The sequence below is a fragment of the Bradyrhizobium erythrophlei genome (genome assembly GCF_042430365.1).
Taxonomy (GTDB): domain Bacteria; phylum Pseudomonadota; class Alphaproteobacteria; order Rhizobiales; family Xanthobacteraceae; genus Bradyrhizobium; species Bradyrhizobium erythrophlei.
This window is the reverse complement of the sequence record NZ_JBHMET010000154.1, coordinates 155462-178276: the sequence shown is the minus strand read 5'-3', so window position 1 is coordinate 178276 and position 22815 is coordinate 155462. Positions and strand designations below refer to the sequence as shown.

Genomic DNA, 22815 nt, shown 5'->3' with positions numbered 1-22815 from the left:
GGGCACGCGTTTAATGCGGTTTACGACACCGCGCGCGCCGGCTGCGCGGGGCCGACGTCGCGGCCACGCCAGCGCTGGATCAGCCGGTAACCGGGCCAGGCGAGCCGCGTCAGCGCCGCATCGACCTCTGCGTCGGTCAGCCGGGTCGCGGCCCAGCGGTAGATCAGGGCATAGGCGAGCCAGATCACCAGGAACGACACCAGGCCGGCGATCGCGACGTCGGTGAAGAAATGCCCGCCGAACGCCATCCGCAAGCCTGAGGTGGCGACGCCGAACACGGTCGCCGCGGCATAGGCGAGCGGCCGCCAGGTCGGGGGCGCCAGCGCTGCCGGCGCATAGGTCCAGAACGCGGTCGCGCCCTCGCCGGAGAAGAACGAGCAGTTGCGCGCGCAGGTGCCGCGCGGATCCCACCACGGCACGAATGCCTTGTCGCCGCTGAACTCGGTCACCACCACCGGCCGCGGCCGGCCCCAATAGCTTTTGAAGGTGAGATTGGTGAGCACGCCGGCGGAGAGCAGCATCGTTGCGAGCAGGAAGATCGCGGCGCGGCCCGACATCAGCATCGGCCGATCGGGCCGCACGAATTTTGCGACGATGGCCACGATCGCCGGCAGCACGAACGCCCAGGCGATCCACATCGCCGCATCGCGCGCAAACGCAGCGACCGCGTTGAGCTTCAGCGGAAAGATCTTCTGCGCGTCGTCATAGAACAGCGCCGCCAGCTTCAGGTCGAGCTCGGGATAGACCCCGAACAGGAGCCCGATGATAAGCGCCAGCGCCAGCGCGATGACAGGTCCGGTCCGGTTCATGGCGCGCGGTTTATCCGAAGCGGCGGGACATGGGAAGCATCACGGCTGCGGCCGCGATTGCGACGGTAGCGGCGGAGGCGGCGGGCGCACCGGGCGGAGCGGCTCGCGCCAGGCGCCGGCGCTGCGGCCGGCGATCAGCCAGTAGACGAGGCCGGCGACGATACCGGCGCCGGTCATGATCTCCAGGTGCCGGCGCACGATGCCCTCGAAGCGCAGCGTATCGGGGTCGAACGGCACGAGCCCGAGATAGCAGGCAGCGCCGACCAGCGCGCCGCCGACGGCGTAGGCCAGCACGCTCCTGATATAGAAGGCCTCGGTGATCAGCACGACGATCAGCGCGGGCAACAACGCAAAGCCGGAAATGAAGATGAAGCCGAAGCCGAGCACGACGTCGATCGCGCGCTGGTCGATCGGCGCGCCGGTGAAGTCGCTGATTTCTGGATAGAGCACCACGCCGACCACGATGATCCCCGCCACCAGGCAGGCCGCGAGGAAGGCGAATAAGATGACGAACAGCCGGCCGATCAGGGCCATCGGATCCTCTTTTGATTGGTCATGATCTTATCCGAAAACCGGTAGCCGCTTTTCGGGATCATGCCCTAATCCGTCATCGCCATCGCGCGCAGCGCCTGGCGCTCGCGTGCGGACAGCTTTTCGGTCTCCGACTTCAACTGACCGCAGGCGGCGAGGATGTCGCGGCCGCGCGGCGTGCGCACCGGCGAGGAATAGCCGGCGTTGAAGATGTATTCGGAGAATTTCTCGATCTGATCCCAGTCCGAGCATTGATAGACCGTGCCCGGCCACGGATTGAACGGGATCAGGTTGATCTTGGCCGGGATGCCCTTGAGCAGTTTGACAAGCAGCTTGGCGTCGTCGAGCGAATCGTTGACGCCCTTGAGCATCACATATTCGAAGGTGATGCGCCGCGCGTTCGAGGCGCCGGGATAGTCGCGGCAGGCCTGCAAGAGCTCGGCGATCGGATATTTGCGGTTGAGCGGCACCAGCTCGTTGCGCAGCTCGTCGCGCACCGCGTGCAGCGAGATCGCGAGCATCACACCGATCTCCTCGCCGGTGCGCTTGATGTTCGGCACCACGCCCGAGGTCGACAGCGTGATGCGGCGGCGGGAGATGCCGATGCCTTCGTTATCCGCGACGATGAGCAACGCGTCGCGCACCGCGTCGAAATTGTAGAGCGGCTCGCCCATCCCCATCATCACGATGTTGGTGACGAGGCGCGAGCCGTTCTCGCGGTCGGCCCAATCATTCAGGCGGTCGCGTGCCACCATCACCTGGCCGACGATCTCGCCGGCGGTGAGGTTGCGCACCAGCCGTTGCGTACCGGTGTGGCAGAACGCGCAGTTCAGCGTGCAGCCGACCTGCGAGGAGACGCACAGCGTGCCGCGATCGGTCTCCGGAATATAGACGCACTCGACCTCGTGCGGCCTCTCGAGCTTGTCGCCGCTCGGCAACCGCAACAGCCATTTGCGGGTGCCGTCGTTGGAGATCTGCTCGGCGACCACCTCGGGACGGTCGACGGTGAAATGCTTCTCGAGCTCGGCGCGCATGTCCTTCGAGACGTTGGTCATCTCGTCAAACGTCTTGGCGCCGCGGAAATACATCCAGTTCCAGAGCTGCTGGGTGCGCATCTTGCGCTGCGAGGGCTGAACCCCAATCTCGCCGAGGCGGTCGGCGATCTCGGCGCGCGACAGCCCGATCAGCGACGGTTTCGCCGGCGGCACATAGGTCTCGAGCGGAACCTTTTCGAGCGGCGCGTTGGCGCCGGGGGTCATGGTGTCGGTCATGAAACCTCAAATAGGCCTTCCAGACCGCGCTGGAAAGCCGCCAAATGCTGCAATTTCGGGACTTGAACCCTGACTTAGCGCCGGCAGTCCTGCGAAAGCCGGTCGAGTGCCTGCGACAGGCCCTTCAGCGAAAAAGTATCCGTCGTCTCGGTGCCCTTGGCGGAGACGCCCTTCACCGTGACCTCGGCCGATTTGCGCATGGCTTCCACCATCCGCTCCTCCTCGGCCGCATTCTTGATCCAGAGGCCGTCGCCCTGGGTGTACATCGCGTAACTACCGCCGCCGACCTCGAGCGTCGATTCAGAGCCCGGCTTCAGCGCGTAACCGATCATGATCGAGACTTCGTTGATGACCTTTTCCGCCGGGCGGGTCGAGACGAAGGCATAGGCAGGATCGCGCGGCCGATTCGGCGGGTTGGTCTTCGACGACGACGGCTTGGCCAGCGCAAAGCAGACCTTCTTGCCGTTCGGCGTCGCGGTATAGGCGCCCCAGGTGCCGAACTGGCCGATCAGCGTCGGCTCCGCGCCGCCGGCCGCGGCGGCGGCCGGCGACGGCGCGGGCTTGGCCGCGGCCGCCGGCGCGGGCTTCGCCGTGTCCTTCGCCGTGTCCTTTTTGGACGCACCTTGCGCCTGGGCGAGGGACGTCGTCCCGCACACCAGGGCACACGCAATCAGTGATGTCAGTATTTGCCGCACGGCCGACTGGTTCCCCCATCATTGTGACTGGAAGATGGCTCGGCGGTCCCCGTCCACCGGCGGGGATGGATAGCCGGGAAACGTCTTTTTGGGAAGGCAGTTACGCGAAACGCACGACCGCCGGCCGCAGCCACGGCGCGCTCAACGCTTGGTTCACCCCTTGGCCCGCGCGGCGCGCTGCTTCTCCCACTGCTCATCGGTCCATTGCAGCAGGTCCTCGGCGCCGGAACTGCGCAAATGCGCGCCACCATCCTGCACCACCATCTCGCCGTTGATGTAGCCGGCCTGGTCGGAGATCAAAAAGCTCGCAAGGTTTGCAAGCTCGGAATGCTCGCCGGGGCGGCCGAGCGGAACGCGATGCGCCCAGCTCTCGCCGCGGCCCTCGGGACGCAACTGGCCGGTGGCACCGGGCGTCGGGAACGCACCGGGCGCGATCGCGACGGTGCGGATGCCCTTCGGGCCCCATTCGACCGCAAGGCTCTTGGTCATCGCCAGCACGGCGGTCTTCGCCATCGACGATGGCACGGTGAAGGCGCGCCCGGTGATGGTCGAGGTCGACAGGATCGAGAGCACTACGCCCTTGTGCTTGCCCTCGATCCAGCGGCGGCCGGCCGCGAGCGTGCAATACATCGTGCCGTGCAGTGTCGGCGCGAGGATCGCGTCCGCCGCACGGAATGACAGATGTTCGCTCTGCGCGATGAAAGTTGCGGCAGCATTGTTGACGAGAATGTCGATCGGCGCCTCCTTCCAGATCGCATCCATCATCGCCTCGACCGCCGCGCCGTCGCGGATGTCGCAGCGCGCGGTAGAGACTTTACCGCCGAATTCGCTGCGGAATCTGGCTGCGGTGTCCTCCAGCAATTCGAGCCGTCGGCCGCAGATGATCAGTTCGGCGCCAAGCTCGGCAAAGCGGCGACCCATCGCAGCCCCCAGCCCCGAGCCGCCTCCGGTAATCAGGATGCGCTTGTTGGCCAGCAAATCCGTTTGAAACATTGTTTTATTCCTCCCGATGGCACGCTTCGTGCGAGCGCGTGAATCGGATTGTAGCCCGGCTTCAAATCCGGCATGAAGCAGGAAGCTTGCGCATCCGAACATCAGGTGTGTCCATGAAAGCCATCCTCTGCTCGCAATACTGCCAACCCGACGATCTCGTGTTGGCCGAGGTGCCCGATCCCGTCGCGGGGCCGGGAGAGGCGGTGATCGCGATCAAGGCCGCGGCGCTGAATTTCTTCGACATCCTGATGATCCAGGGCAAGTACCAGATCAAGCCACCGTTCCCGTTCTCGCCGGGCGCGGAGATTGCGGGCGTGATCGAGAGCGTCGGCGCCGGTGTCAGCGACTTGAAGGTCGGCGATCGCGTCGTCGCCTCCTGCGGCCACAACGGCGCGCGCGAGAAGATTGCGCTGCCGGCGAATGCGATCGTGAAGATCCCCGACAATCTCGACTACGATCGCGCCGCCGGCATCATCATCATCTACGGCACCGCGCTGCATGCGCTGGAGGATCGCGCGAGCCCGAAGCCGGGCGAGACGCTTGCGGTGCTTGGCGCTGCCGGCGGCACCGGGCTTGCGGCTTGCGAGCTCGGCAAGCTGATGGGGTTGAAGGTGATCGCCTGTGCCTCATCCGACGAGAAGCTCGAATTCGCCAAGAAGCACGGCGCCGAGTTGACGCTGAACTACGCCAAGGAGGATCTGAAGGAAGGCCTGCGCAAGCTGACCGACGGCAAGGGCGCCGACATCGTGTTCGATCCGGTCGGCGGCGCCTACGCCGAGGCCGCGCTGCGCTCCACCGCATGGGAAGGCCGCTTCCTGGTGATCGGCTTTGCCGCCGGCGATATTCCGAAGATCCCGCTCAATCTCGCGCTGTTGAAGGGCTGCGATATCAGAGGCGTGTTCTGGGGCGCATGGGCGCGGCAGAACCCGGAGAAGAATCGCAAGAACCTCGAGAAGCTCGTGCAGTGGACTGCCGAGGGCAAGATCTCCTCGCACGTCGACCGCACCTTCCCGCTGTCGCAAACATCAGAGGCCCTGAAGGTGCTCGCCGGCCGCAAGGCGATGGGCAAGGTGATCCTGCATCCGTGAGGCGCTCAAGTCGCATCATCAGATAACAAGCAGCACGAGCGCGGCGACCGGTTCCCGCGCTCGCGTGCGGGTTGAGCTGCGCTCGCGACACCGCGCCATCCTTGTAAATTTTATTCTCTGAATTGCATTGCTCCGCCGCAATCAAACCCAAATTTCTCCCAATTCGCGGCGATCGAGGCCGCTTTTTGGGCTCAATCGCCATGCGATTTAGGGACGGGCGCTCGGGGACCCCAACAAGAACAACAACCAGACACCAGAGATGCCCAATCGTTGCATTGAGTAACGGGGAAGCATCACCATGGTGGACAAATCAACGCGGCCGCAATCTGGCGAGCCGCCCAACAGCGCGGTCGGCGCAGATATCAACGATCCCGGATTTTCGGTTTATCGCTACAGGCGATCGCGTCGCCTGGATCAGGACCTTGGCGCGGACGAGCCTGTTCCGCTGTTCCTTTCACCTCCGGCGAACGAACCAGGTCCGGCGAACGAAACCGACTTCGACGTGCCGCCAGCCCGGCCGATCGGCCTGTCGCGCGCCACGCGGATCGGCATCGGCCTTGGTGCGGCGGCCACGGTAGCGGCAGTTGTCGCGCTGTTGTCCGTCGGCAGCGTGCGCGACACGATCCTGAGCGCCAAGGCCACGCTGATCGGCGTTTCGCCGGTCGAAGCCCGCGCGGAAATCGCCGGGGCGGTTCGTGCCGCGACGACAAAGGTCGCAGGGGCGACCGGGGTGGCGGGAGCGACCGAGGTCGCCGGGGCGACGGAGGCATCACCCGCCATCGCAAGTTCGCCGTCACGCGAGCAGATCGCGGCAGCCTATCAGGAAGCGATCAAGGGCCAGGTCGTGGCGCGCGAAGCGCCTGCGGCTGCGCCGTTCGAACCATCGCCACCAGCAGCACCGCCGGCACGACGTCTCGATCCGGATCAAATTGCTGCACTCCTGAAGCGGGCCAACAACCTGCTTGCGATCGGCGACATCGTGTCGGCGCGGCTGCTGCTCGAGCGGGCCGCGGACGCGCAGGATGCGGATGCGGCGCTGCTCCTGGCGCGCACCTACGACCCCGACGTGCTCGGGGCTTTGGACAAGCGCAGCATCACGCCCGATCCGGAAATGGCACGCCACTGGTATCGCAAGGCCGCCGATCTCGGCTCGCAGCCCGCGCAGCAGCGCCTCGCGCAACTACAGAATTAAGCTCATTCAGAGGGACACATGCGACGTTTGTTTGGATTGTTCTTGTTCACGACGATGATGATTTGCGGCTTCGCCGCGCGGGCCGAGCAGACCGAACTGGATCCCGCCAAGGTCAGCGACAGTCTGAAGGCGATCTTCCAGTTCGGCTCCGCAAACACCAAGCAAAGCCTGAACGCCAACACGGTCACGCTGATCTCGGGCACGATCGGCGGCACCTATGTTCAGTTCGGCGCCGACCTCGCCTCGGTGCTCGACGACGGCAACAAGCTGCGCATCCTGCCGATCGTCGGGCGCGGCTCGGTCCAGAGCGTCGCCGACATCCTGTTCCTGCAGGGCGTCGATCTCGGCATCGTTCGATCCGATACGCTTGATTATCTCGAGCGGAAGGGCTTTGCGAAAGACATCAAGAAGCAGTTCACCTATGTGACCAAGCTCTATAACGAAGAAGTGCATGTGATCGCGTCGAAATCGATCCATGAACTCAAAGAGCTCGAAGGCAAGACCGTCAGCGTCGACCTTCCCAATGGCGGCACCTTCGTGACCGCGCTGACGGTGTTCGAGCGGCTCGGAATGAAGCCGAAGGTCGTCTATATCGAGCAGCGCATCGCGCTGGAGAAGCTGAGGGCCGGGGAGATCGACGCCGTGATCGTGTGCGGCGGCAAGCCCTACAAGTCCGTGAGCGGCTTCAAGGACGATCGGTTTCATTTGGTGACCGTCAACTACGACAAGCCGTTGCAGGACGACTATCTGCCCGCGAGCCTGACGGCAAAGGACTATCCCAACCTGATCTCGGGCGAAGAGCGCGTCGACACGATCGCGGTTCCGGCCGTGCTTGCGGCCTACAATTGGGCTCCCAACACCGAGCGGTATCGCAAGCTCGCCACGTTCGTGGATGCGTTCTTCACCAAGTTTCCGACGTTCCAGAATCCGCCGTTCCATCCGAAGTGGCGGGAGGTCTCGCTGGCGGCACCGCTGCAGGGTTGGCAACGCCTGCCGGTGGCCCAGCAATGGCTGGAGAAGCATAATGTCGAAGCCGTCACCCGCAGCCGCTTCGATGAATTCCTGAAGCAGTCGCCGGCCGCGGCACGCCTGCAAAACGATGCCGATAAGGAGGCGCTGTTCAAGCAGTTCCGGGCGTGGGAAGCGGAAAACAATGCCCGCGCCCAGGTTCGCGACAAGCGCTAACGCGCGTTGGTCACGTAGCCCGGATGGAGCGCAGCGAAATCCGGGAGTCTTTTGCCGGAGGATGGACTGCCCCGGATTTCGCTCCGCTTCATCCGGGCTACATTTCTACGCCGGCGCGAAGATCTCCTGCTCGCTGCCGACGCCCTTGAGCGAATGGGCGCCGAGCGATGTCGCGGGGATGCTTCCGGCGCCGACGAAATCGGACGACAGCAGCAGCTGGCGTCCCAACTGCCGGCACATCGATTCGATGCGCGCCGTCAGATTGACGGCAGGCCCGATCACGGTGAAGTCGAGCCGGGTGTCGCTGCCGATATTGCCGTACATGACGTCGCCGATATGCAGCGCGAGGCCGTATTCGATGCGCGGCAGGCCGGCGCGCTCGCGTTTTGCATTCTCCTCGGAGAGCGCGGCTTGCGCACGCTCGGCCGCGGCGAGCGCAGCGCGGCAGATCGATGCCGGATCGTCGCCGATCGGGAAGATCGCCAGCATCGCATCGCCGATGAATTTCAGGATCTCGCCGCCGGCACCGGCGACCGCATCGCACATCGGGCCGAAATAGCTGTTGAGCAGGTCGATCAAGGCATCGCGCGGCAGCGCTTCCGACAGCGAGGTGAAGCCGCGTAGATCGCACAGCCAGATGACCGCGCGGATCGTCTCGCCGCTGCCGCGCGTGATCTGGCCTTCCAGCACGCGACCGCCGGATTGTTGGCCGACATAAGTATCGAGCAGCGTGCGCGCGGTGCGCCGCAGCGCCTGAACCTCGATATTGAAGGCGATCGCCGGGATCATCGCAGCGAACAGCGCGAGCTCATCGGCGTTGAAGCCGCCGGCGCGCCGAGTCGCGAGCGACAGCGCCTTGTGGCTGCCATCCGCGAACGGCACGGAATAGACGACATAGTCGGTGTAGCCGTCGCGGCGCAGGTCCCCGACGATCGGGAATTCGCCGTCACGTGCCGGCGCCGTCAGATCGCAACGGACCGGACCGCCGCCCTCATAGGCGATGCGGATCGGACTGTTCGACATCGTCGCCGTGGCAGAGGGGCCGGCGCGGTAGAGCCGCTCGGTCACGCCCTCGCCGCGCTCCCACAGCCCGCTGAAGGAAAAGATCTGCGGATGCAGGATCGGCACTCCGGTGGTGATGCGCGCGACGTCGATGCCGGCGGCGAGCAACTGCTGCGCGAACGCCTCAAGGAAATCGTTGGCGTCGACGCGCCGCCGCGCGTCCGTCATCAGCCAGCGGATGACGGGATGGGTCTCGTCGCGGGCAGTCACTGTCGGCACGTGCGGCCCTCACTCGGCCGCTTGTGTCGTGCGCTTCAGCGCGGCACGCGCGGCTTCGCGATGCTCCGGCGTGATGTGGCTTGCGACCATGCGGATTGCGGTTGCCAGAACGGCTGCGTCATCGGTGAAGCCGAGGATCGGCAGCATGTCGGGCACGAAGTCGAACGGCAGGATGAAATAGGCGAGCGCCCCGAGCAGCGCCGCCTGCACATGCCGCGGCGTCTCCCGGTCGAAGGCGCAGTAATAGGCGGCAAGCAGGTCCTCGGCGAAAGGCAGCTTCGCCACCACCTTCTTGAACTTGATCCAGAAGCGGCGGCGCACGCTTTCGCGGTCCTGCGCCAGCCGGTCGGCAGGCTCAAACCCCACGCTGTGTTCTGTCGTAGCCATCGCACGGTTCCCCGATGCCGCCAGGCGCATCGCCGGCGGACAGGCCCGAATCTGGGGATGTCGGGTGACCGCCGCAAGATTGCCGCAACGTCCGACGTGGTCCGCCTTGCGAACGTGGTCCTCGCGGCCACACTGGTCCTCGCGACCACGGTTGCGCTCGTACGGTGAGAACCGCTGCGCCTACGATCTGAGATCCAACGAAAAAGCCCGGCCGTTTGGCCGGGCTTTGGTCCTAACGGATCAGGACGAGAAAGCTGTCAGTTTCTGGTCTCAGTACCTGGCAACGACCGGGCCACCCCAACGGTAGTTCAGGCGGACCAGGCCCACATCGACATCCTGGCGGATGCGATCGGTGCCAGCGAAAGTGCCAACCGGCGAGGTGAAGGTGACGTCGCGGCCGCCCATGAACAGGTGGTCGTATTCGACGCCAACCGACCAGTTCGGCGCGAAGCCGTATTCCAGACCGGCGCCAACAGTGCCACCCCAACGGGTTTCTTTGGCAGACGCTGTGAGCAGACCGGTGGCAACGTTGAAAACGTCATATTTGTCGCCAGTTACGGCCGCGCCACCCTTCACGTAGAGCAGAACGTTGTTCCAGGCGTAGCCCACCTGACCGGTGAACAGACCAAACGCGTCGACACGCGAACGGAGGCGCTCTGTCGGGTCGAACAAGCTGATGTGGTCGCCGCGGAAATCAGCCCAGTTGCCCTGCGCTTCCAGGCCGAACACCCCTGTAGATCAGCGAAAAGAACGTCGGTGCGAACCCGCCATTTGAAGCAGATTGACCGATGAGCCCCCTTCATCCGCACCTTGACACCATCTCCTGGAGGACTGCCTCGACCGGCTGCGGCGAAATCCCGAGTTCGGCAAAGCCGGGCATTTCCGGCGATGACACGGTATCGATCTGCATCAGCTCCACCTGATTGCGCGTGAGAGGTGGGCTTGGGAGTATTTCGGAAACCCGTGCCAGCACGTGCCAAATGGCGAGCGGGATCGGGATCAGGATGGGCGTGAGGCCAGCCTGGCGCGCGACGAGCCCGACCAACTCCGCGTAAGAGTAGACGCGGGGGCCGCCGCACTCGAAGATCGAAGGCTGCGTCTCGGCGCGCTGGATGATCCGAACCGTCGCTTCCGCCACATCGTCCACATAGGCCGGCTGCAGTTTCATCGCGCCGCGGTCGAACATCGGATAGATCGGGAGCCGGCGGAGAAGCGTGACGAGGGTCGTGAGGAACGCATCGTCGGGTCCGAACATGACGGCAGGTCGGATGATTTGTGCGTCGGCGAACGCAGCCCTGACCACGCGTTCACCTTCGCCGCGCGCCCGGATATACCGCGATCGCGACGCAGGATCGGCGCCGATGCCTGACACGTGAACGAGCCTTTCAACTCCGGCCCGGAGCGCCTGGGCTGCCACCCGTTGGGCGGACTCGACGTGAACGGAGTGAAACGTCTCCTGGCCGTGCTCGACGTAAAGGCTGACCGTGTTGACGGCGGCGTCAGCGCCGGCAAGCGCCTCCGCAACAGACCGCTCGTCGTGGATATCGGCCTGGACGAACCGAAGTTGCGGATCATCAGGGCCAAGCTGACTGCGCCCGCGATCCGGATGCCTTGAGGCGATCCGGACGAGACATTCCCGATCGCGCAGATGCCGAACGATGCGGCGGCCGAGAAAACCGGTTCCGCCGAATACGGTGACGGTGCGGCCGTTCGCTGCCATCCCGGGGTCTCCGAGCCGAAGCTGACTTCGGGGCGATGGCGCCTCCCGAAACAGCATACGCTCTCGCAGCGCCTGCCGGAATGATCACCGATTCGATCTGTTATTGGGCCGAAACCGGAAGCAACGGCCGAGCGAAGCTGAGCTCGTGGCCGTCGGGGTCTATCAGATGGAAGAAGCGCTCACCCCATTCGGCATCGCGGGGCTTGGCCTCCGGGTGGTACCCCGCGGCGAGCGCGCGCTCATAAAGTGCGTCAACATCGTTGACGTAGAAGATGGTCCGCCCCCACCAGGACCAGCGTCGCTCGGCAGGCTGGACGATGAGGTTGAGGTAGCCCGTCCCGGCCCGAAAGCTGGTGAACGACGCCGCTTCGCCGCCATACAGGACCTCAAAGCCCAGCGCGCGGTAGAATCGGACGGCTCGCGGCATGTCATGGGTGCCGAGCGTGACCGCGCTGATCCCCTCGATCATGGCCCAAACTCCCCGGTTGGACTTCGCTCGCGCCTTTTGTCGTTGCAGCACACGGATTAACCTCCGCCTCATGTGTGTCGAAGGGTGCGCAAGTCAACGCCGGGCAGCCCCTTCGATGCGTCGCTGCTTCCGGCGAGCGGCGGACGTCACAATCGGCTCGAACCGAAAGGAAATTCCGACCCCGCATAGCCAATCGATCCGGGCGGCATCAGCAAAAGGAGCAGAGCATGAAGGGCGATAAGGACGTTATCGACTACCTCAACAAGGCGCTGCGCCACGAGCTCACCGCGGTGAACCAGTACTGGCTGCACTACCGCCTGCTCGACAATTGGGGCTACAAGGCGCTGGCCAAGACCTGGCGCAAGGAATCGATTGAAGAGATGCAACATGCCGACAGACTGATCGAGCGCATCATCTTCCTCGACGGATCTCCCAACATGCAGACGCTGGAATCCCTTCATATCGGCAAGACCGTGAAGGCCGTGCTCGAGAACGACTTGCAAGCCGAATTGTCTGCGCGCTCCCTCTACGCCGAAGCCGCGACCCATTGCCATCAGGTCAAGGATTACGTGTCACGCGATCTGTTCGAGCAACTGACGCACGATGAGGAAGAGCATATCGATTTTCTGGAAACCCAGATCGATCTCGTGGCGCGGATCGGCCTCGAGCTATATTCCCAGCGTCATATCGGAGAGCTCCACGAGGACTAAGGTCGCGACGGCTGCTGTTGGTCCATCACGTCGGTGCATGGCGAAGCGGCCATTGAGCCACGCTGACAAATCCGGACTTACCAGCCCGCTCAATTGACCCCGAATTGCCGCGCGATCGCGTTCATCGCCTTGGCGAGATCGATGTCCCGCTTGGTCACGCCGTCGGCCTCGTGGGTCGCCAACACGACCTCGACGGTCTTGTAGACGTTCTTCCACTCCGGGTGATGGTCGCTCTTCTCCGCGACCAAAGCAGCGCGGGACATGAAGCCGAACGCCTCGTTGAAATCCTTGAACACGAACGTCTTGCCGATCGCTTCGCGGCCCGGCACCTCCGACCAGCCGGCCAGTTCCCAGAGCGCCGCCTTCCGTGCCTCCGCCGACAACCGTTCGATCATGGCAACCCTCCCGTTTGATCCCGACTTTATCCCAATCGATGTTGCGCGCTAATGATCCCGCGCGTTCATCTCGTTGTTGGTGCCTGTTTTTTTCTGAGACCGGTTCCCATCCCCTGGGATCAGGCCCTCAGGCCCGCCAAGGATGGTATCCAAGCCGAAAATCAGGCCGGAATCGCGTCCTATGGCCGCTGGTAACCATGACGGAGATGTAACCTCGGCCCGGCAAGGAATTTGCTAGATTAATTGACGTATGCGCGTTGGTACGTCCAGGAATTAGCCCAACCGATTGTTTGCGAGATCGATGACCGACGGCCCCGGCCCAGCCGATACACCGCCGAAGCCGCCCCGTTCAACGGCGCGACGGCTGACTTTCGTGATGATTGCGGGCGTGCTGGCCATCATCGGCACGCTGGCCGCCGGCTATTATTTTGCGATGCGCCCAGTCACCCTGCGGATCGCGGTGGGCCCGCCCAACAGCGACGACATCAAGGTGGTGCAGGCCCTCAGCCAGGCCTTCAATAGCCCGCAGCATAGTCAGGTGCGGCTGCGCCCGGTGCAAACCGACAGTGCCAGCGCAAGCGCCCAGACGCTCGCCGACGGCAAGGCCGAGCTCGCCATCATCCGCGGCGATCTCGATGTGCCGAAGAACGCGCAGGCGGTTGCGACGCTGCGCAAGAATATCGTGGTGCTGTGGGTTCCGCCGCCGGCGAAGGGCAAGGGCAGGAAGGCCGCCAAGATCACCAAGATCACGCAGCTCGCCGGCCGCAAGATCGGCGTGGTCGGCCGCACCCAGGCCAACGTCAATTTGCTGCGGGTGATCCTGCAGCAATATGGCGTCGACCCGATGAAGGTCGATATCCTGCAATTCCCGGTCAACGAAGCGGTCGAAGCGATCCGCAACCAGAAGGCCGACGCCTATCTCGCCGCGGGCCCCGCCAACAGCAAGATCACGATCGATGCGATCGCAGCATCGGCCCGCGACGGCGGCGAGCCCACCTTCCTCGCCATCGACGCGTCGGAAGCGATCGCGCAGAACCATCCAGCCTACGAGGCCGCGGAAATTCCCGCCGGCTCGCTCGGGACCGCCAACCGGCCCGAGGAGGAAGTCAAGACCATCAGCTTCGCCCATCACATCGTCGCCCGCAAAGGCCTGTCGGAATCGACGGTGGCCGCGTTCACGCGGCAATTGTTTGCGGTCCGCCAGACGCTCAAGAACGACTTCCCGCTCGCGGCCAAGATCGAGACGCCGGATACCGACAAGGACGCCACGATTCCCGTGCATCCAGGCGCGGCGGCCTTCGTCGACGGCGAGGAGAAGACCTTCCTCGACCGCTACAGCGATTATATCTGGTGGAGCCTGATGGCGCTCTCGGCGATGGGCTCTCTCGGCGCATGGTTTGCCGGCTACCTGAAGAAGGACGAGCGCAACACCAACACCTCGCAGCGCGACCGGCTGCTCGAGATGCTGAAGGCCGCGCGGCACAGCGATTCGACCGACGAGCTCGACCAGATGCAGGCGGAAGCCGACGACATCCTACGCGACACGCTGGTGTGCTTCGAGCATGGCGCGATCGAGCAGGGCCCGCTGACCGCGTTCAACATCGCGCTCGAGCAGTTCCACAACGCCATCGCCGACCGCAAGGCGCTGCTGCTGAGCATGCCGCAGAATTTGCAGCGCGCCGCGTCGCAATTCCGGGCGGCGGGGACGGCGTAGGGCCGACAATCTTGTGAGGAAGCCACCGGCGGCAGGGTTCCTCTTTCCCTGTAATCTCTCCGTCATGGAATTTTTCTAGGTCTTTCCACGCTTGCGGCGCATTCTCGCCCCGCGACCCTCTGGAGGCCCCCATGACAATCCGGTTCTCGCGCAATATCACCCGCCGGCGATTTCTCTCGACCACGGCAGCGGCCGGCGCAGGGCTGATCGCGACGCCCTATCTGTCGCGCGCCGCCGACCGGCCGGTGATCACCCATGGCGTGCAGTCCGGCGATGTCGGCGCCGACGGCGGCGTGGTCTGGGCCCGCGCCGACCGGCCCTCGCAGATGCTGGTCGAGGTCGCGACCACCGAATCCTTCAAGGATGCGCGCGCGCTGCCGCCGATCAACGCGCTGCCGGAAAGCGACTTCACCGCGAAGATGCTGCTGGAGAACCTGCCCTCGGGCCAGGATATCTTCTATCGGGTCCGCTTCCGCGACCTCTCCCACATCGACATCGCCAGCGAGCCGGTGGTCGGCCGCTTCCGCACCGCGCCTGGCGATCGCCGCGACGTCTCCTTCGTGTGGGGCGGCGACGTCGCCGGCCAGGGCTGGGGCATCAACCCCGATGACGGCGGCATGTTCACCTTCTCCGCCATGAAGAAGCACCGGCCGGATTTCTTCCTGCATTCCGGCGACACCATCTATGCCGACAGCGTCATCACCGCCGAGCAGAAGCAGCCGGACGGCAAAATCTGGAAGAACGTCACGATTCCGGAGAAGGCGAAGGTCGCCGAGACGCTCGCCGAGTTCCGCGCCGCGCACAAATACAACTTCCTCGACGACAATCTGCGCGCCTTCAATGCCGAAGTGCCGATCTTCGTGCAGTGGGACGACCACGAGGTGACCAACAACTGGTCGCTCTCGAAGCAATTGCCCGCGGCCTACAAGGAGCGCGACATCACGCTGCTCGCCGCACGTGCGGCGCGCGCGTTCCACGAGATGTATCCGATGCGCGAGAGCATCGTCGAGCCGGGTCGCGTCTATCGCACGCTGAGCTACGGGCCGCATCTCGACGTGTTCATGCTCGATGAGCGTAGCTATCGCGGCCCGAATGGCCCGAACCAGCAGACGTCATATGGTCCCGACGCCTACTTCCTCGGACCCGACCAGCTCGCCTGGCTGAAGCGCGGCCTGCTCAACTCGCGCGCCACCTGGAAGGTGATCGCCTCCGACATGCCGCTGTCCCTGATCGTCTATGATGAAGCGGGCAAGAAAGGCTCGGAGGCGTTCGCGCAGGGCGACGGACCGCCGCGCGGCCGCGAGCTCGAGATCGCCGACATCCTGCGCTTCATCAAGACATCCGGCGTCGTCAACACAGTATGGCTGACCGCCGACGTGCACTACGCCGCCGCGCACTACTACAACCCGAACAAGGCGCAGTTCCAGGAGTTCGATCCGTTCTGGGAATTCGTCTCCGGGCCGCTGCATGCTGGCACGTTCGGCCCGAACGAGCTCGACAACACCTTCGGCCCGGAAGTGAAGTTCATCAAGGCGCCCGGGCTCGAGAACCAGAACCTGCCGCCGTCGGCCGGGATGCAGTTCTTCGGCCACGTCAAGATCGACGGCGCGAGCGGGCAGATGACCGTCACCTTGCGCGACCGCGCCGACGTCGCGCTGTGGTCGATCACGCTCGATCCGAAACCGATGTAGTCCGGTCGCATCCACGACGGAACCGCACTCCCTTAGCTGGATGCTCTTGGCCCAGGGCCAGGGCGACGCGATTGACCGGGGATGGACGTCCCCGGCCTCTTCCGGTACCGATATCGCAGCCGTTATGCTGGGGGCCCGGAGGGGCGGAGCATGAAGCGCTGCGAGTTCGTTCGTGTGCTCGGTGGCATCGTTGCCGGGTTTCGGCGTTGCCGTCTCATTGTCGTCGCCATGGCCGCGTTCGTGCTGCTGCCGATCGAGCCCAGCGATGCCGGCTGGTTGCCGGATTTCTTCAAGAGCTCGTCAAAGCACGCCAAATCACCAAAGCGCGCGAAGTCGGCAAGGCCGACCAAATTGGCAAAGCACAGCGCCCCACCAAAGCCCCGCGCCACGCGGCTTGCCGCCCTTGGGCCGGCCGTCCTGCCGCCTTCCGTTCTCAAGCCAACCGCATCCAAATGCGATCCCTCGACATTCCGGGTCGCACTGGATGTGGGACATACGGCTGAATCGGAAGGCGCGATCAGCGCGCGCAATGTCGCCGAGTTCGTCTTCAACCTGCGCCTTGCGCGGCTGATCGAGCAGAGGTTGAAAGCCGAAGGCTTTGCCGAAACCAGGCTGCTTCTGACCGAGGGCAAATCCAGGCCCAGCCTCTTCAGGCGCGTCGCCGCCGCCGACAATCTGCACGCGGACCTGCTGCTGTCGATCCACCATGACTCCGTGCCCAACAAACTGCTCGAGGATTGGGAATTCGAGGGCAGGAAAAGCCACTTCAGCGACCGGTTCAGCGGGTACTCCGTCTTCGTCTCGCGCGACAATCCGGACTTCAAGACGAGCCTTTCGTTCGCCGAGCTGATCGGCAAGGAATTGAAGGCCCAGGGGCTCCGCTATGCCGAGCAATACACGCAGGCCATCATGGGTCGCTACCAGCACCCGCTGCTGAACAAGGAAACCGGCGTCTACAGCTATGATGAGCTCATCGTGCTGAGAAAGACCCGGATGCCTGCCGTGCTGCTGGAGGCGGGCTCGATCATCAACCGGGGCGAGGAGCTCGAGATGGCCTCGCCCGAACGGCAGACCATGATCAGCAGCGCCGTCGCGGCCGCCGTCAAGGAATTCTGCGAGCCGCGATGGGCCCTCCTCGGACCGCTCTGATCGCCCTGTGACGCGCCATCCGAGCATCTTGGCGAAACGCGATCCGATTGGCACCTGCTGACTTCATCCCTGCTTGCCTGCCTTGATCTCCTCGAACTTGGCAAGCGCTTGTTCAAACTTGGCGTTGAAGAGCCACATTGCATCGAGGATTTCGCGGAAGGTTGCAGATGTTCTTACCCTGTCGGCCTGTCCGAAAGCAAAGATGCTGTTGTTTCGCAGGTATCCCATGATCCTGGGATCGGAAATTCTGTAGCTGACGAGGTTGCCTGACTTGAGTGCGGACCGGGTCGGAGTAGGAATGATCTGGATGAGTTCGAAGAACTTCATCTGATCGATCGGATTTGGCAGAGCTCTTGCGATCGCCGGGACCTGCGGGAAAATATCCGCATGTGCGTTCATGAGCGCATCCCGCACGGCGGTCCAGTGATTGAGCCGATGATCGGGGCCGCCAACCCGCGCTTCTTCCTTGTCATCGCGAAGGCTCAGCGCAGGATCCAGGGCCGCGATTGATCCCTTCAGGGCGGACCACTTCTTTCGACCATTTTGATCCTCGGACGGACCGGTCTGCAGACTCCCCTTGTATGTGTTCGAGCGCGCATTCCCTGCATTTTGCTTGCCATTCGTCTCGGCAAAGAAAAGGCCGAGGCTGATACGGCCCGCCACGTCGGCGTTCGCGGCATCAAGGCCCTTGGCTCGCGCAATGGCCGTTGCCAAATCGACGACGTCCTTGAATGGGGTACCTGATCTTTGCGCCTGCAGAGGCGGCGCCTCCATGACGTCGAAGAGCTTCCTGTATTCATCGAGCAGCGGCTCGTTGTCGGCGTCGAAATACGCCGGAGGGATTCCGAATTTGTTGGGCTTTCCAATCCTGGACGGAAGCGCGTCGGTGAGATCCTTGTATGCGCTCATCATGTCGACGCGAGCAAGGTAGAGGGCCTGTCCCGGCAAGTTCGGCAGTGCTTGATTGGAATTGATCTGTGCTCGGCGCTGACCCAGGATCGACTCAAAGTTTTTCAGCGCATTGTTGTAGATTTTGAGAGTGTCCGATTGCTTGGTCGTGAGCGCAATCGGCTCGGCCATTGCCGGGGACATGAAGCCGAGGTGGCCGAGGGCGACCGAGGCGAGCGGCGCGACTGCGCTCACGATCGCATCGGCGGCGACGGAGACCGGCGGTGTAAGGAGCAGCCCGAGCGCTGCCGCGAGCGCAGCGGCGGATTTCCTGATCGCCATGACGGCTTCCCCAATGCTTGAGCTTTACCAGGATTCGACATCCCGGATTGTAGACGACGAACGCGCCGCCTGCCGACCGCCCTCGACAGCGCGCCTGCGTGTGCAACGACGCGGTCAGAGACCATTTCGAGGAGGTGCTGCGCGGGGTCTATCCGAGCGAGGACAACCCGGCGAACTAGCAACACACGTTCCCGATCCCCTCGCGCAACCTGCGAGGGCCCCGAGCAGATGCGTTTTTGGCCAAATTGCCCCCAAGACCCCGTGGAAACCCGTGTTCGGAGCCCGAAAATCGGTCAACCAAACCGCCAATAAACCGTTGTTTTTTGACGTTTTCTGACTATATTGCGGCGCAACGCGCAAGGTCCCGGTCCATTGGCCGGGTTTCCTTTTTGGGGCGATGCGTCCCCGTCAAATTTCTTAGGTATGAGCGTGATCCGGGCCCGGAAGGGCCGCGTGAGCGAACGGCCGGCCACGATGGTCCGGCGAGATCGCGCTCAGGACCCTTTGCACGACCAGAAGAAGAGCCATGAACCTTCGTAACGTCGCCATCATCGCCCACGTCGACCACGGCAAGACTACCCTCGTCGACCGCCTGCTGCAGCAATCCGGCACCTTCCGCGAAAATCAGAAGGTCGCCGAGCGCGCCATGGACTCCAACGACCTGGAGCGTGAGCGCGGCATCACCATTCTGGCCAAGGCCGCTTCCGTGCAGTGGAAGGACCTCCGCATCAACATCGTCGACACGCCCGGCCACGCCGATTTCGGCGGCGAGGTCGAGCGCATCCTCAACATGGTGGACGGCGCGCTGGTGCTGGTCGACGCCGCCGAGGGCCCGCTGCCGCAGACCAAGTTCGTGGTGTCGAAGGCGCTCAAGATCGGCCTGAAGCCGATCGTCGTCATCAACAAGGTCGACCGCCCCGACGCGCGCCCGACCGAAGTCATCAACGAGGTGTTCGACCTGTTCGCAGCGCTCGATGCCTCTGAAGAACAGCTCGATTTCCCGATCCTCTACGGATCAGCCAAGCAGGGTTGGATGGCCGAGAGCCCGGAAGGTCCGAAGGACCTCGGCATGCAGCCGCTGTTCGACCTGATCGTGCGCCATGTCGAGCCGCCGAAGGTCGAAGAAGGTCCGTTCCGCATGATCGGCACCATCCTCGAGGCCAATCCCTATCTCGGCCGCATCATCACCGGCCGCATCTCGTCGGGCTCGATCAAGCCGAACCAGCAGGTCAAGGTTTTGTCCGCCGACGGCAAGCTGATCGAGCAGGGCCGCCTGACCAAGATCCTCGCTTTCCGCGGCCTCGAGCGCACGCCGCTCGATGAGGCGGAAGCCGGCGACATCGTCGCCATTGCCGGTCTCACCAAGGGTACCGTTGCCGACACGTTCTGCGACCCTAGCGTCGAGACGCCGCTACCGGCGCAGCCGATCGATCCGCCGACCGTGTCGATGTCGTTCATCGTCAACAACTCGCCGCTCGCCGGTACCGAGGGCGACAAGGTGACGAGCCGCATGATCCGCGACCGCCTGATGCGCGAGGCCGAGGGCAATGTCGCGCTGCGCGTCGTCGAGGCCGCCGACAAGGATTCGATGGAAGTCTCCGGCCGCGGCGAATTGCAGCTCGCGATCCTGATCGAGACCATGCGCCGCGAGGGCTTCGAGCTCTCGGTGTCGCGCCCGCGCGTCGTGCTGCAGAAGGACGAGGCCACAGGCGGCTGGCACGAGCCGATCGAGGAGGTCGTGATCGACGTCGACGAGGAGCATTCCGGCGTCGTCGTGCAGAAGATGAGCGAGCGCAAGGCCGAGATGATCGAGATGCGCCCCTCCGGCGGCAACCGCCTGCGGCTGGTATTCTACGCGCCGACCCGCGGCCTGATCGGCTATCAGGGCGAATTGCTCACCGACACCCGCGGCACCGCGATCATGAACCGCCTGTTCCACGGCTATGCCCCCTACAAGGGCGAGATCCAGGGCCGCCGCAACGGCGTCCTGATCTCCAATGACCAGGGCGAGGCGGTGGCCTATGCGATGTTCAAGCTGGAAGACCGCGGCCCGATGATGATCGAGCCGGGCTGGAAGGTCTACAAGGGCATGATCGTCGGCGAGCACACCCGCGACAATGATCTCGAGATCAACGTGCTGAAGGGCAAGCAGCTCACCAACATCCGCACCACCTCGAAGGACGAGGCGGTGCGCCTGACCCCGCCGATCCGGATGACGCTGGAAAAGGCGCTCGCCTATATCGAGGACGACGAGCTCGTCGAGGTGACGCCGAAGTCGATCCGCCTGCGCAAGAAGCACCTCGACCCGAACGACCGCAAGCGCGCGGAGAAGGCCAAGGAAGCTGTAGCGTAAGCCTCCATCTGTCATGCCCCGGCTTGACCGGGGCATCCAGTACGCCGCGGTCCGTCGGCTCCATCACAACGGCCTCAGGAATACTGGATCACCCGCTTTCGCGGGTGATGACAGTCATGCGCGGGGTGGCTTTAGACAAGCCCCGGGACATGCTAGAGCCGGGGCATGAGTTCCCTCCCCTCCACCGTCGACGTCGCCATCATCGGCGCAGGCGCAGCCGGCCTCGGCGCCGCGCATGCGCTGAAAGAATCCGGTCTCACGACAATCGTGCTGGAAGCCCGCGACCGCGTCGGCGGGCGCGCGCATACCATCCAGGCGTCGCCTGACGTCGTGTTCGACCTCGGCTGCGGCTGGCTGCATTCGGCTGACCAGAACACCTTTGTCGCGATCGCCGAACAGCTGGATTTCGAACTCGACAAGACCCTGCCCCCCTGGCGCGAGCGCGCCTACGGCAAGGCATTCCCGCAGGCCGAGCGCGACGAGTTCGTCCGCGCGCTCGACGCATTCTACGATCGCATCGAGCAGGCCGCGCGGTCGGGCAAGGACTCATCCGCCAATCGCTATCTCGAGCCCGGCAACCGCTGGAACCCGATGATCGACGCGATCTCGACCTATGTGAACGGCAGCGAGCTCGACCGCGTCTCGATCCTCGACGTCGACGCCTATGAGGACACCAACATCAACTGGCGGGTACGCCGCGGCTATGGCGCGCTGGTTGCGGCTTATGGCTCGGAAGTCCCGATCGCGCTGAATTGCGCCGTCAATCTGATCGATCACTCCGCCAAGCGCGTACGTATCGAGACCTCGCGCGGCACGATCGAGGCGGACAAGGTGATCGTCACCGTGCCGACCAACCTGATCGCCGACGAAGCGATCCGCTTTCACCCCGCACTGCCCGACAAGGTCGACGCCGCGCGCGGCCTGCCGCTCGGCCTTGCCGACAAGGTGATGCTGGCGCTCGACGAGGCGGATGCGCTGCCGAAGGACGGCAATCTGCGCGGTGCCACGATGCGCACCGACATGGGCACCTATCACATCCGCCCGTTCGGTCAGCCCTGCATCGAAGGCTTCTTCGGCGGCCGCTTCGCTCAACAGCTTGAAGACGCAGGCGACGGCGCGATGGCCGCGCACAGCATCGACGAGATCGTCTCGTTCCTCGGCAGCGATTTTCGTCGCAAGCTGAAGCCGCTCAAGGAATCGCGCTGGTCGCACGACCCCTTTGCTCGCGGCTCGTATTCGCACGCTTTGCCCGGCCACGCCGGCGCGCGTGCCGTGCTGGCTGCGCCGATCGACGGCCGCCTGTTCTTCGCCGGCGAGGCGACCTCGCCGCACTTTTTCTCGACCGCGCATGGCGCGCGGGACAGCGGGGAGCGGGCGGCGAAGGAAGCGTTGGCAGCTTCATCCAAGCGATAGTCGCTGGACGCGTCATTGCGGGATGGTCCGAAGGACCAGACCTCAGATGCGCAATTGCGCATCGTAGTTCGATGCTTCGCATCGCCCCGGAACGACGAATCTATTCCATCACCCGCGCCCGCATATCCGCATCCGGCACGAAGCACGTCTCGTACTTGCCGAAGATCTTGTATCGGTTGCGCGCGATCAGGCTGTAGACAGCGTCGCGCAGCGGCTTTGGGACCGCGAACAGCGCGCGCGTCCAGCCCCAACCGGGGAGCAGGCTCAGCACCGTCAGCGCGGCGTCGGACTTCAGTTTGGCGACACCGCCGTGGACGACCGCGTTGGTATCGGGATCACTGGGATCAATGCCGAATGCTTTTGCCAGCCGCGTGCCGTAGTCCGATTGGACCGGTGTGAAGCGAAACCGGCGCGCAGCATCGCGGGCGATGACGAAACGGACCCAGCGCGAGCAGAAGATGCAGACGCCGTCATAGAGGATCACATCGTCGTCGGGCCAGTTCGTCATCTCGATTCCATTTGACGCGTTTTCTTCATGC

General features: G+C 64.1%; 21 protein-coding genes and 2 pseudogenes. 10 read left to right on the top strand and 13 right to left on the bottom strand.

Annotated features, from left to right (window positions below):
• Positions 1-20 precede the first annotated feature (20 nt).
• From ACFFWD_RS24280 to ACFFWD_RS24260, 5 genes are all read right to left on the bottom strand, one after another.
• Positions 21-809, bottom strand: coding sequence for a phosphatase PAP2 family protein (locus ACFFWD_RS24280; protein ID WP_376969286.1), 789 nt, complete (start codon positions 807-809; stop codon positions 21-23).
• Between the two features lie 39 nt (positions 810-848).
• A complete protein-coding gene (locus ACFFWD_RS24275) occupies positions 849-1343 on the bottom strand; it encodes a hypothetical protein (protein ID WP_376969284.1) in 495 nt (164 codons plus the stop codon).
• Between the two features lie 65 nt (positions 1344-1408).
• A complete protein-coding gene (gene rlmN / locus ACFFWD_RS24270) occupies positions 1409-2611 on the bottom strand; it encodes a dual-specificity RNA methyltransferase RlmN (protein WP_376969282.1) in 1203 nt (400 codons plus the stop codon).
• 74 nt (positions 2612-2685) lie between these two features.
• Positions 2686-3306 carry an invasion associated locus B family protein gene (locus tag ACFFWD_RS24265; RefSeq protein ID WP_376969280.1) on the bottom strand — a complete coding sequence of 207 codons (621 nt, stop codon included), beginning with the start codon at positions 3304-3306 and terminating at the stop codon, positions 2686-2688.
• Between the two features lie 153 nt (positions 3307-3459).
• Positions 3460-4299: an SDR family oxidoreductase gene (locus tag ACFFWD_RS24260; RefSeq protein WP_376969278.1), complete on the bottom strand. Its 840-nt coding sequence runs from the start codon at positions 4297-4299 to the stop codon at positions 3460-3462.
• Positions 4300-4412: 113 nt separating this feature from the next.
• On the opposite strand from ACFFWD_RS24260, the gene ACFFWD_RS24255 reads away from it, so the two are divergent.
• The 3 genes from ACFFWD_RS24255 (at position 4413) to ACFFWD_RS24245 (ending at position 7764) form a co-directional block, all read left to right on the top strand.
• Complete coding sequence (locus tag ACFFWD_RS24255) at positions 4413-5387, top strand: NADPH:quinone oxidoreductase family protein (RefSeq protein WP_376969276.1); 975 nt, start codon at positions 4413-4415, stop codon at positions 5385-5387.
• 298 nt (positions 5388-5685) lie between these two features.
• Positions 5686-6579, top strand: a complete 894-nt coding sequence (locus ACFFWD_RS24250; protein ID WP_376969274.1) for a hypothetical protein — start codon at positions 5686-5688, stop codon at positions 6577-6579.
• An 18-nt stretch (positions 6580-6597) separates the two neighbouring features.
• Complete coding sequence (locus tag ACFFWD_RS24245; protein ID WP_376969272.1) at positions 6598-7764, top strand: TAXI family TRAP transporter solute-binding subunit; 1167 nt, start codon at positions 6598-6600, stop codon at positions 7762-7764.
• A 105-nt stretch (positions 7765-7869) separates the two neighbouring features.
• Here ACFFWD_RS24245 and ACFFWD_RS24240 read toward each other — a convergent pair whose 3' ends face one another.
• The 5 genes and pseudogenes from ACFFWD_RS24240 to ACFFWD_RS24220 all read right to left on the bottom strand — a co-directional run bounded on the left by ACFFWD_RS24240 (position 7870) and on the right by ACFFWD_RS24220 (position 11621).
• Positions 7870-9045 (bottom strand): adenylate/guanylate cyclase domain-containing protein, encoded by a 1176-nt coding sequence (locus ACFFWD_RS24240; protein ID WP_376969271.1) that lies wholly within the window; start codon positions 9043-9045, stop codon positions 7870-7872.
• Between the two features lie 9 nt (positions 9046-9054).
• On the bottom strand, positions 9055-9432 hold the full coding sequence (locus ACFFWD_RS24235) for a YkvA family protein (RefSeq protein ID WP_376969269.1): 378 nt from the start codon (positions 9430-9432) through the stop codon (positions 9055-9057).
• A gap of 270 nt (positions 9433-9702) precedes the next feature.
• Positions 9703-10161, bottom strand: a pseudogene (locus ACFFWD_RS24230) (outer membrane protein); the annotation flags it as partial.
• A 70-nt stretch (positions 10162-10231) separates the two neighbouring features.
• Positions 10232-11152 carry a complex I NDUFA9 subunit family protein gene (locus ACFFWD_RS24225; protein ID WP_376969268.1) on the bottom strand — a complete coding sequence of 307 codons (921 nt, stop codon included), beginning with the start codon at positions 11150-11152 and terminating at the stop codon, positions 10232-10234.
• A gap of 100 nt (positions 11153-11252) precedes the next feature.
• Positions 11253-11621, bottom strand: a complete 369-nt coding sequence (locus ACFFWD_RS24220; RefSeq protein WP_376969266.1) for a VOC family protein — start codon at positions 11619-11621, stop codon at positions 11253-11255.
• Between the two features lie 227 nt (positions 11622-11848).
• Between ACFFWD_RS24220 and bfr the strand changes: the two genes are divergently transcribed.
• Positions 11849-12331: a bacterioferritin gene (bfr, locus tag ACFFWD_RS24215; RefSeq protein WP_376969264.1), complete on the top strand. Its 483-nt coding sequence runs from the start codon at positions 11849-11851 to the stop codon at positions 12329-12331.
• A gap of 89 nt (positions 12332-12420) precedes the next feature.
• Here bfr and ACFFWD_RS24210 read toward each other — a convergent pair whose 3' ends face one another.
• Entirely contained in the window at positions 12421-12726 is a 306-nt protein-coding gene (locus ACFFWD_RS24210; RefSeq protein ID WP_376969262.1) for a 4a-hydroxytetrahydrobiopterin dehydratase, read from the bottom strand.
• Between the two features lie 301 nt (positions 12727-13027).
• On the opposite strand from ACFFWD_RS24210, the gene ACFFWD_RS24205 reads away from it, so the two are divergent.
• From ACFFWD_RS24205 to ACFFWD_RS24195, 3 genes are all read left to right on the top strand, one after another.
• Positions 13028-14440 carry a TAXI family TRAP transporter solute-binding subunit gene (locus ACFFWD_RS24205; RefSeq protein WP_376969260.1) on the top strand — a complete coding sequence of 471 codons (1413 nt, stop codon included), beginning with the start codon at positions 13028-13030 and terminating at the stop codon, positions 14438-14440.
• 131 nt (positions 14441-14571) lie between these two features.
• Complete coding sequence (locus tag ACFFWD_RS24200; protein WP_376969258.1) at positions 14572-16131, top strand: alkaline phosphatase D family protein; 1560 nt, start codon at positions 14572-14574, stop codon at positions 16129-16131.
• 150 nt (positions 16132-16281) lie between these two features.
• Positions 16282-17280 (top strand): N-acetylmuramoyl-L-alanine amidase family protein, encoded by a 999-nt coding sequence (locus tag ACFFWD_RS24195; RefSeq protein ID WP_376969256.1) that lies wholly within the window; start codon positions 16282-16284, stop codon positions 17278-17280.
• 63 nt (positions 17281-17343) lie between these two features.
• On the opposite strand, the gene ACFFWD_RS24190 is transcribed toward ACFFWD_RS24195, so the two are convergent.
• On the bottom strand, positions 17344-18510 hold the full coding sequence (locus ACFFWD_RS24190) for a hypothetical protein (RefSeq protein WP_376969254.1): 1167 nt from the start codon (positions 18508-18510) through the stop codon (positions 17344-17346).
• A gap of 74 nt (positions 18511-18584) precedes the next feature.
• Between ACFFWD_RS24190 and ACFFWD_RS24185 the strand changes: the two are divergent.
• The 3 genes and pseudogenes from ACFFWD_RS24185 to ACFFWD_RS24175 form a co-directional block, all read left to right on the top strand.
• Positions 18585-18689: pseudogene (locus tag ACFFWD_RS24185) on the top strand (Crp/Fnr family transcriptional regulator); the annotation flags it as partial.
• 347 nt (positions 18690-19036) lie between these two features.
• Entirely contained in the window at positions 19037-20863 is a 1827-nt protein-coding gene (typA, locus tag ACFFWD_RS24180; RefSeq protein ID WP_376969252.1) for a translational GTPase TypA, read from the top strand.
• A gap of 165 nt (positions 20864-21028) precedes the next feature.
• The gene (locus ACFFWD_RS24175) at positions 21029-22276 is read left to right on the top strand and encodes a flavin monoamine oxidase family protein (protein WP_376969250.1); all 1248 of its coding nucleotides are present in this window, start codon (positions 21029-21031) and stop codon (positions 22274-22276) included.
• Positions 22277-22376: 100 nt separating this feature from the next.
• Here the strand turns inward: ACFFWD_RS24175 and ACFFWD_RS24170 are convergent, their stop codons facing one another.
• Positions 22377-22784, bottom strand: a complete 408-nt coding sequence (locus tag ACFFWD_RS24170; RefSeq protein WP_376969248.1) for a thiol-disulfide oxidoreductase DCC family protein — start codon at positions 22782-22784, stop codon at positions 22377-22379.
• Between the last annotated feature and the right edge of the window lie 31 nt (positions 22785-22815).

Excerpts from the sequence above, each read along its gene's own strand:
- ACFFWD_RS24255 (WP_376969276.1), top strand. The coding sequence starts at position 4,413 with ATGAAAGCCATCCTCTGCTCGCAATACTGCCAACCCGACGATCTCGTG.
- ACFFWD_RS24195 (WP_376969256.1), top strand. The coding sequence starts at position 16,282 with ATGAAGCGCTGCGAGTTCGTTCGTGTGCTCGGTGGCATCGTTGCCGGG.
- ACFFWD_RS24245 (WP_376969272.1), top strand. The coding sequence starts at position 6,598 with ATGCGACGTTTGTTTGGATTGTTCTTGTTCACGACGATGATGATTTGC.
- ACFFWD_RS24260 (WP_376969278.1), bottom strand. The coding sequence starts at position 4,299 with ATGTTTCAAACGGATTTGCTGGCCAACAAGCGCATCCTGATTACCGGA.
- ACFFWD_RS24200 (WP_376969258.1), top strand. The coding sequence starts at position 14,572 with ATGACAATCCGGTTCTCGCGCAATATCACCCGCCGGCGATTTCTCTCG.
- ACFFWD_RS24220 (WP_376969266.1), bottom strand. The coding sequence starts at position 11,621 with ATGATCGAGGGGATCAGCGCGGTCACGCTCGGCACCCATGACATGCCG.
- ACFFWD_RS24205 (WP_376969260.1), top strand. The coding sequence starts at position 13,028 with ATGACCGACGGCCCCGGCCCAGCCGATACACCGCCGAAGCCGCCCCGT.
- ACFFWD_RS24210 (WP_376969262.1), bottom strand. The coding sequence starts at position 12,726 with ATGATCGAACGGTTGTCGGCGGAGGCACGGAAGGCGGCGCTCTGGGAA.
- ACFFWD_RS24250 (WP_376969274.1), top strand. The coding sequence starts at position 5,686 with ATGGTGGACAAATCAACGCGGCCGCAATCTGGCGAGCCGCCCAACAGC.
- ACFFWD_RS24175 (WP_376969250.1), top strand. The coding sequence starts at position 21,029 with ATGAGTTCCCTCCCCTCCACCGTCGACGTCGCCATCATCGGCGCAGGC.
- ACFFWD_RS24235 (WP_376969269.1), bottom strand. The coding sequence starts at position 9,432 with ATGGCTACGACAGAACACAGCGTGGGGTTTGAGCCTGCCGACCGGCTG.
- ACFFWD_RS24190 (WP_376969254.1), bottom strand. The coding sequence starts at position 18,510 with ATGGCGATCAGGAAATCCGCCGCTGCGCTCGCGGCAGCGCTCGGGCTG.
- typA (WP_376969252.1), top strand. The coding sequence starts at position 19,037 with ATGAACCTTCGTAACGTCGCCATCATCGCCCACGTCGACCACGGCAAG.
- bfr (WP_376969264.1), top strand. The coding sequence starts at position 11,849 with ATGAAGGGCGATAAGGACGTTATCGACTACCTCAACAAGGCGCTGCGC.
- ACFFWD_RS24275 (WP_376969284.1), bottom strand. The coding sequence starts at position 1,343 with ATGGCCCTGATCGGCCGGCTGTTCGTCATCTTATTCGCCTTCCTCGCG.
- rlmN (WP_376969282.1), bottom strand. The coding sequence starts at position 2,611 with ATGACCGACACCATGACCCCCGGCGCCAACGCGCCGCTCGAAAAGGTT.
- ACFFWD_RS24170 (WP_376969248.1), bottom strand. The coding sequence starts at position 22,784 with ATGACGAACTGGCCCGACGACGATGTGATCCTCTATGACGGCGTCTGC.
- ACFFWD_RS24225 (WP_376969268.1), bottom strand. The coding sequence starts at position 11,152 with ATGGCAGCGAACGGCCGCACCGTCACCGTATTCGGCGGAACCGGTTTT.
- ACFFWD_RS24280 (WP_376969286.1), bottom strand. The coding sequence starts at position 809 with ATGAACCGGACCGGACCTGTCATCGCGCTGGCGCTGGCGCTTATCATC.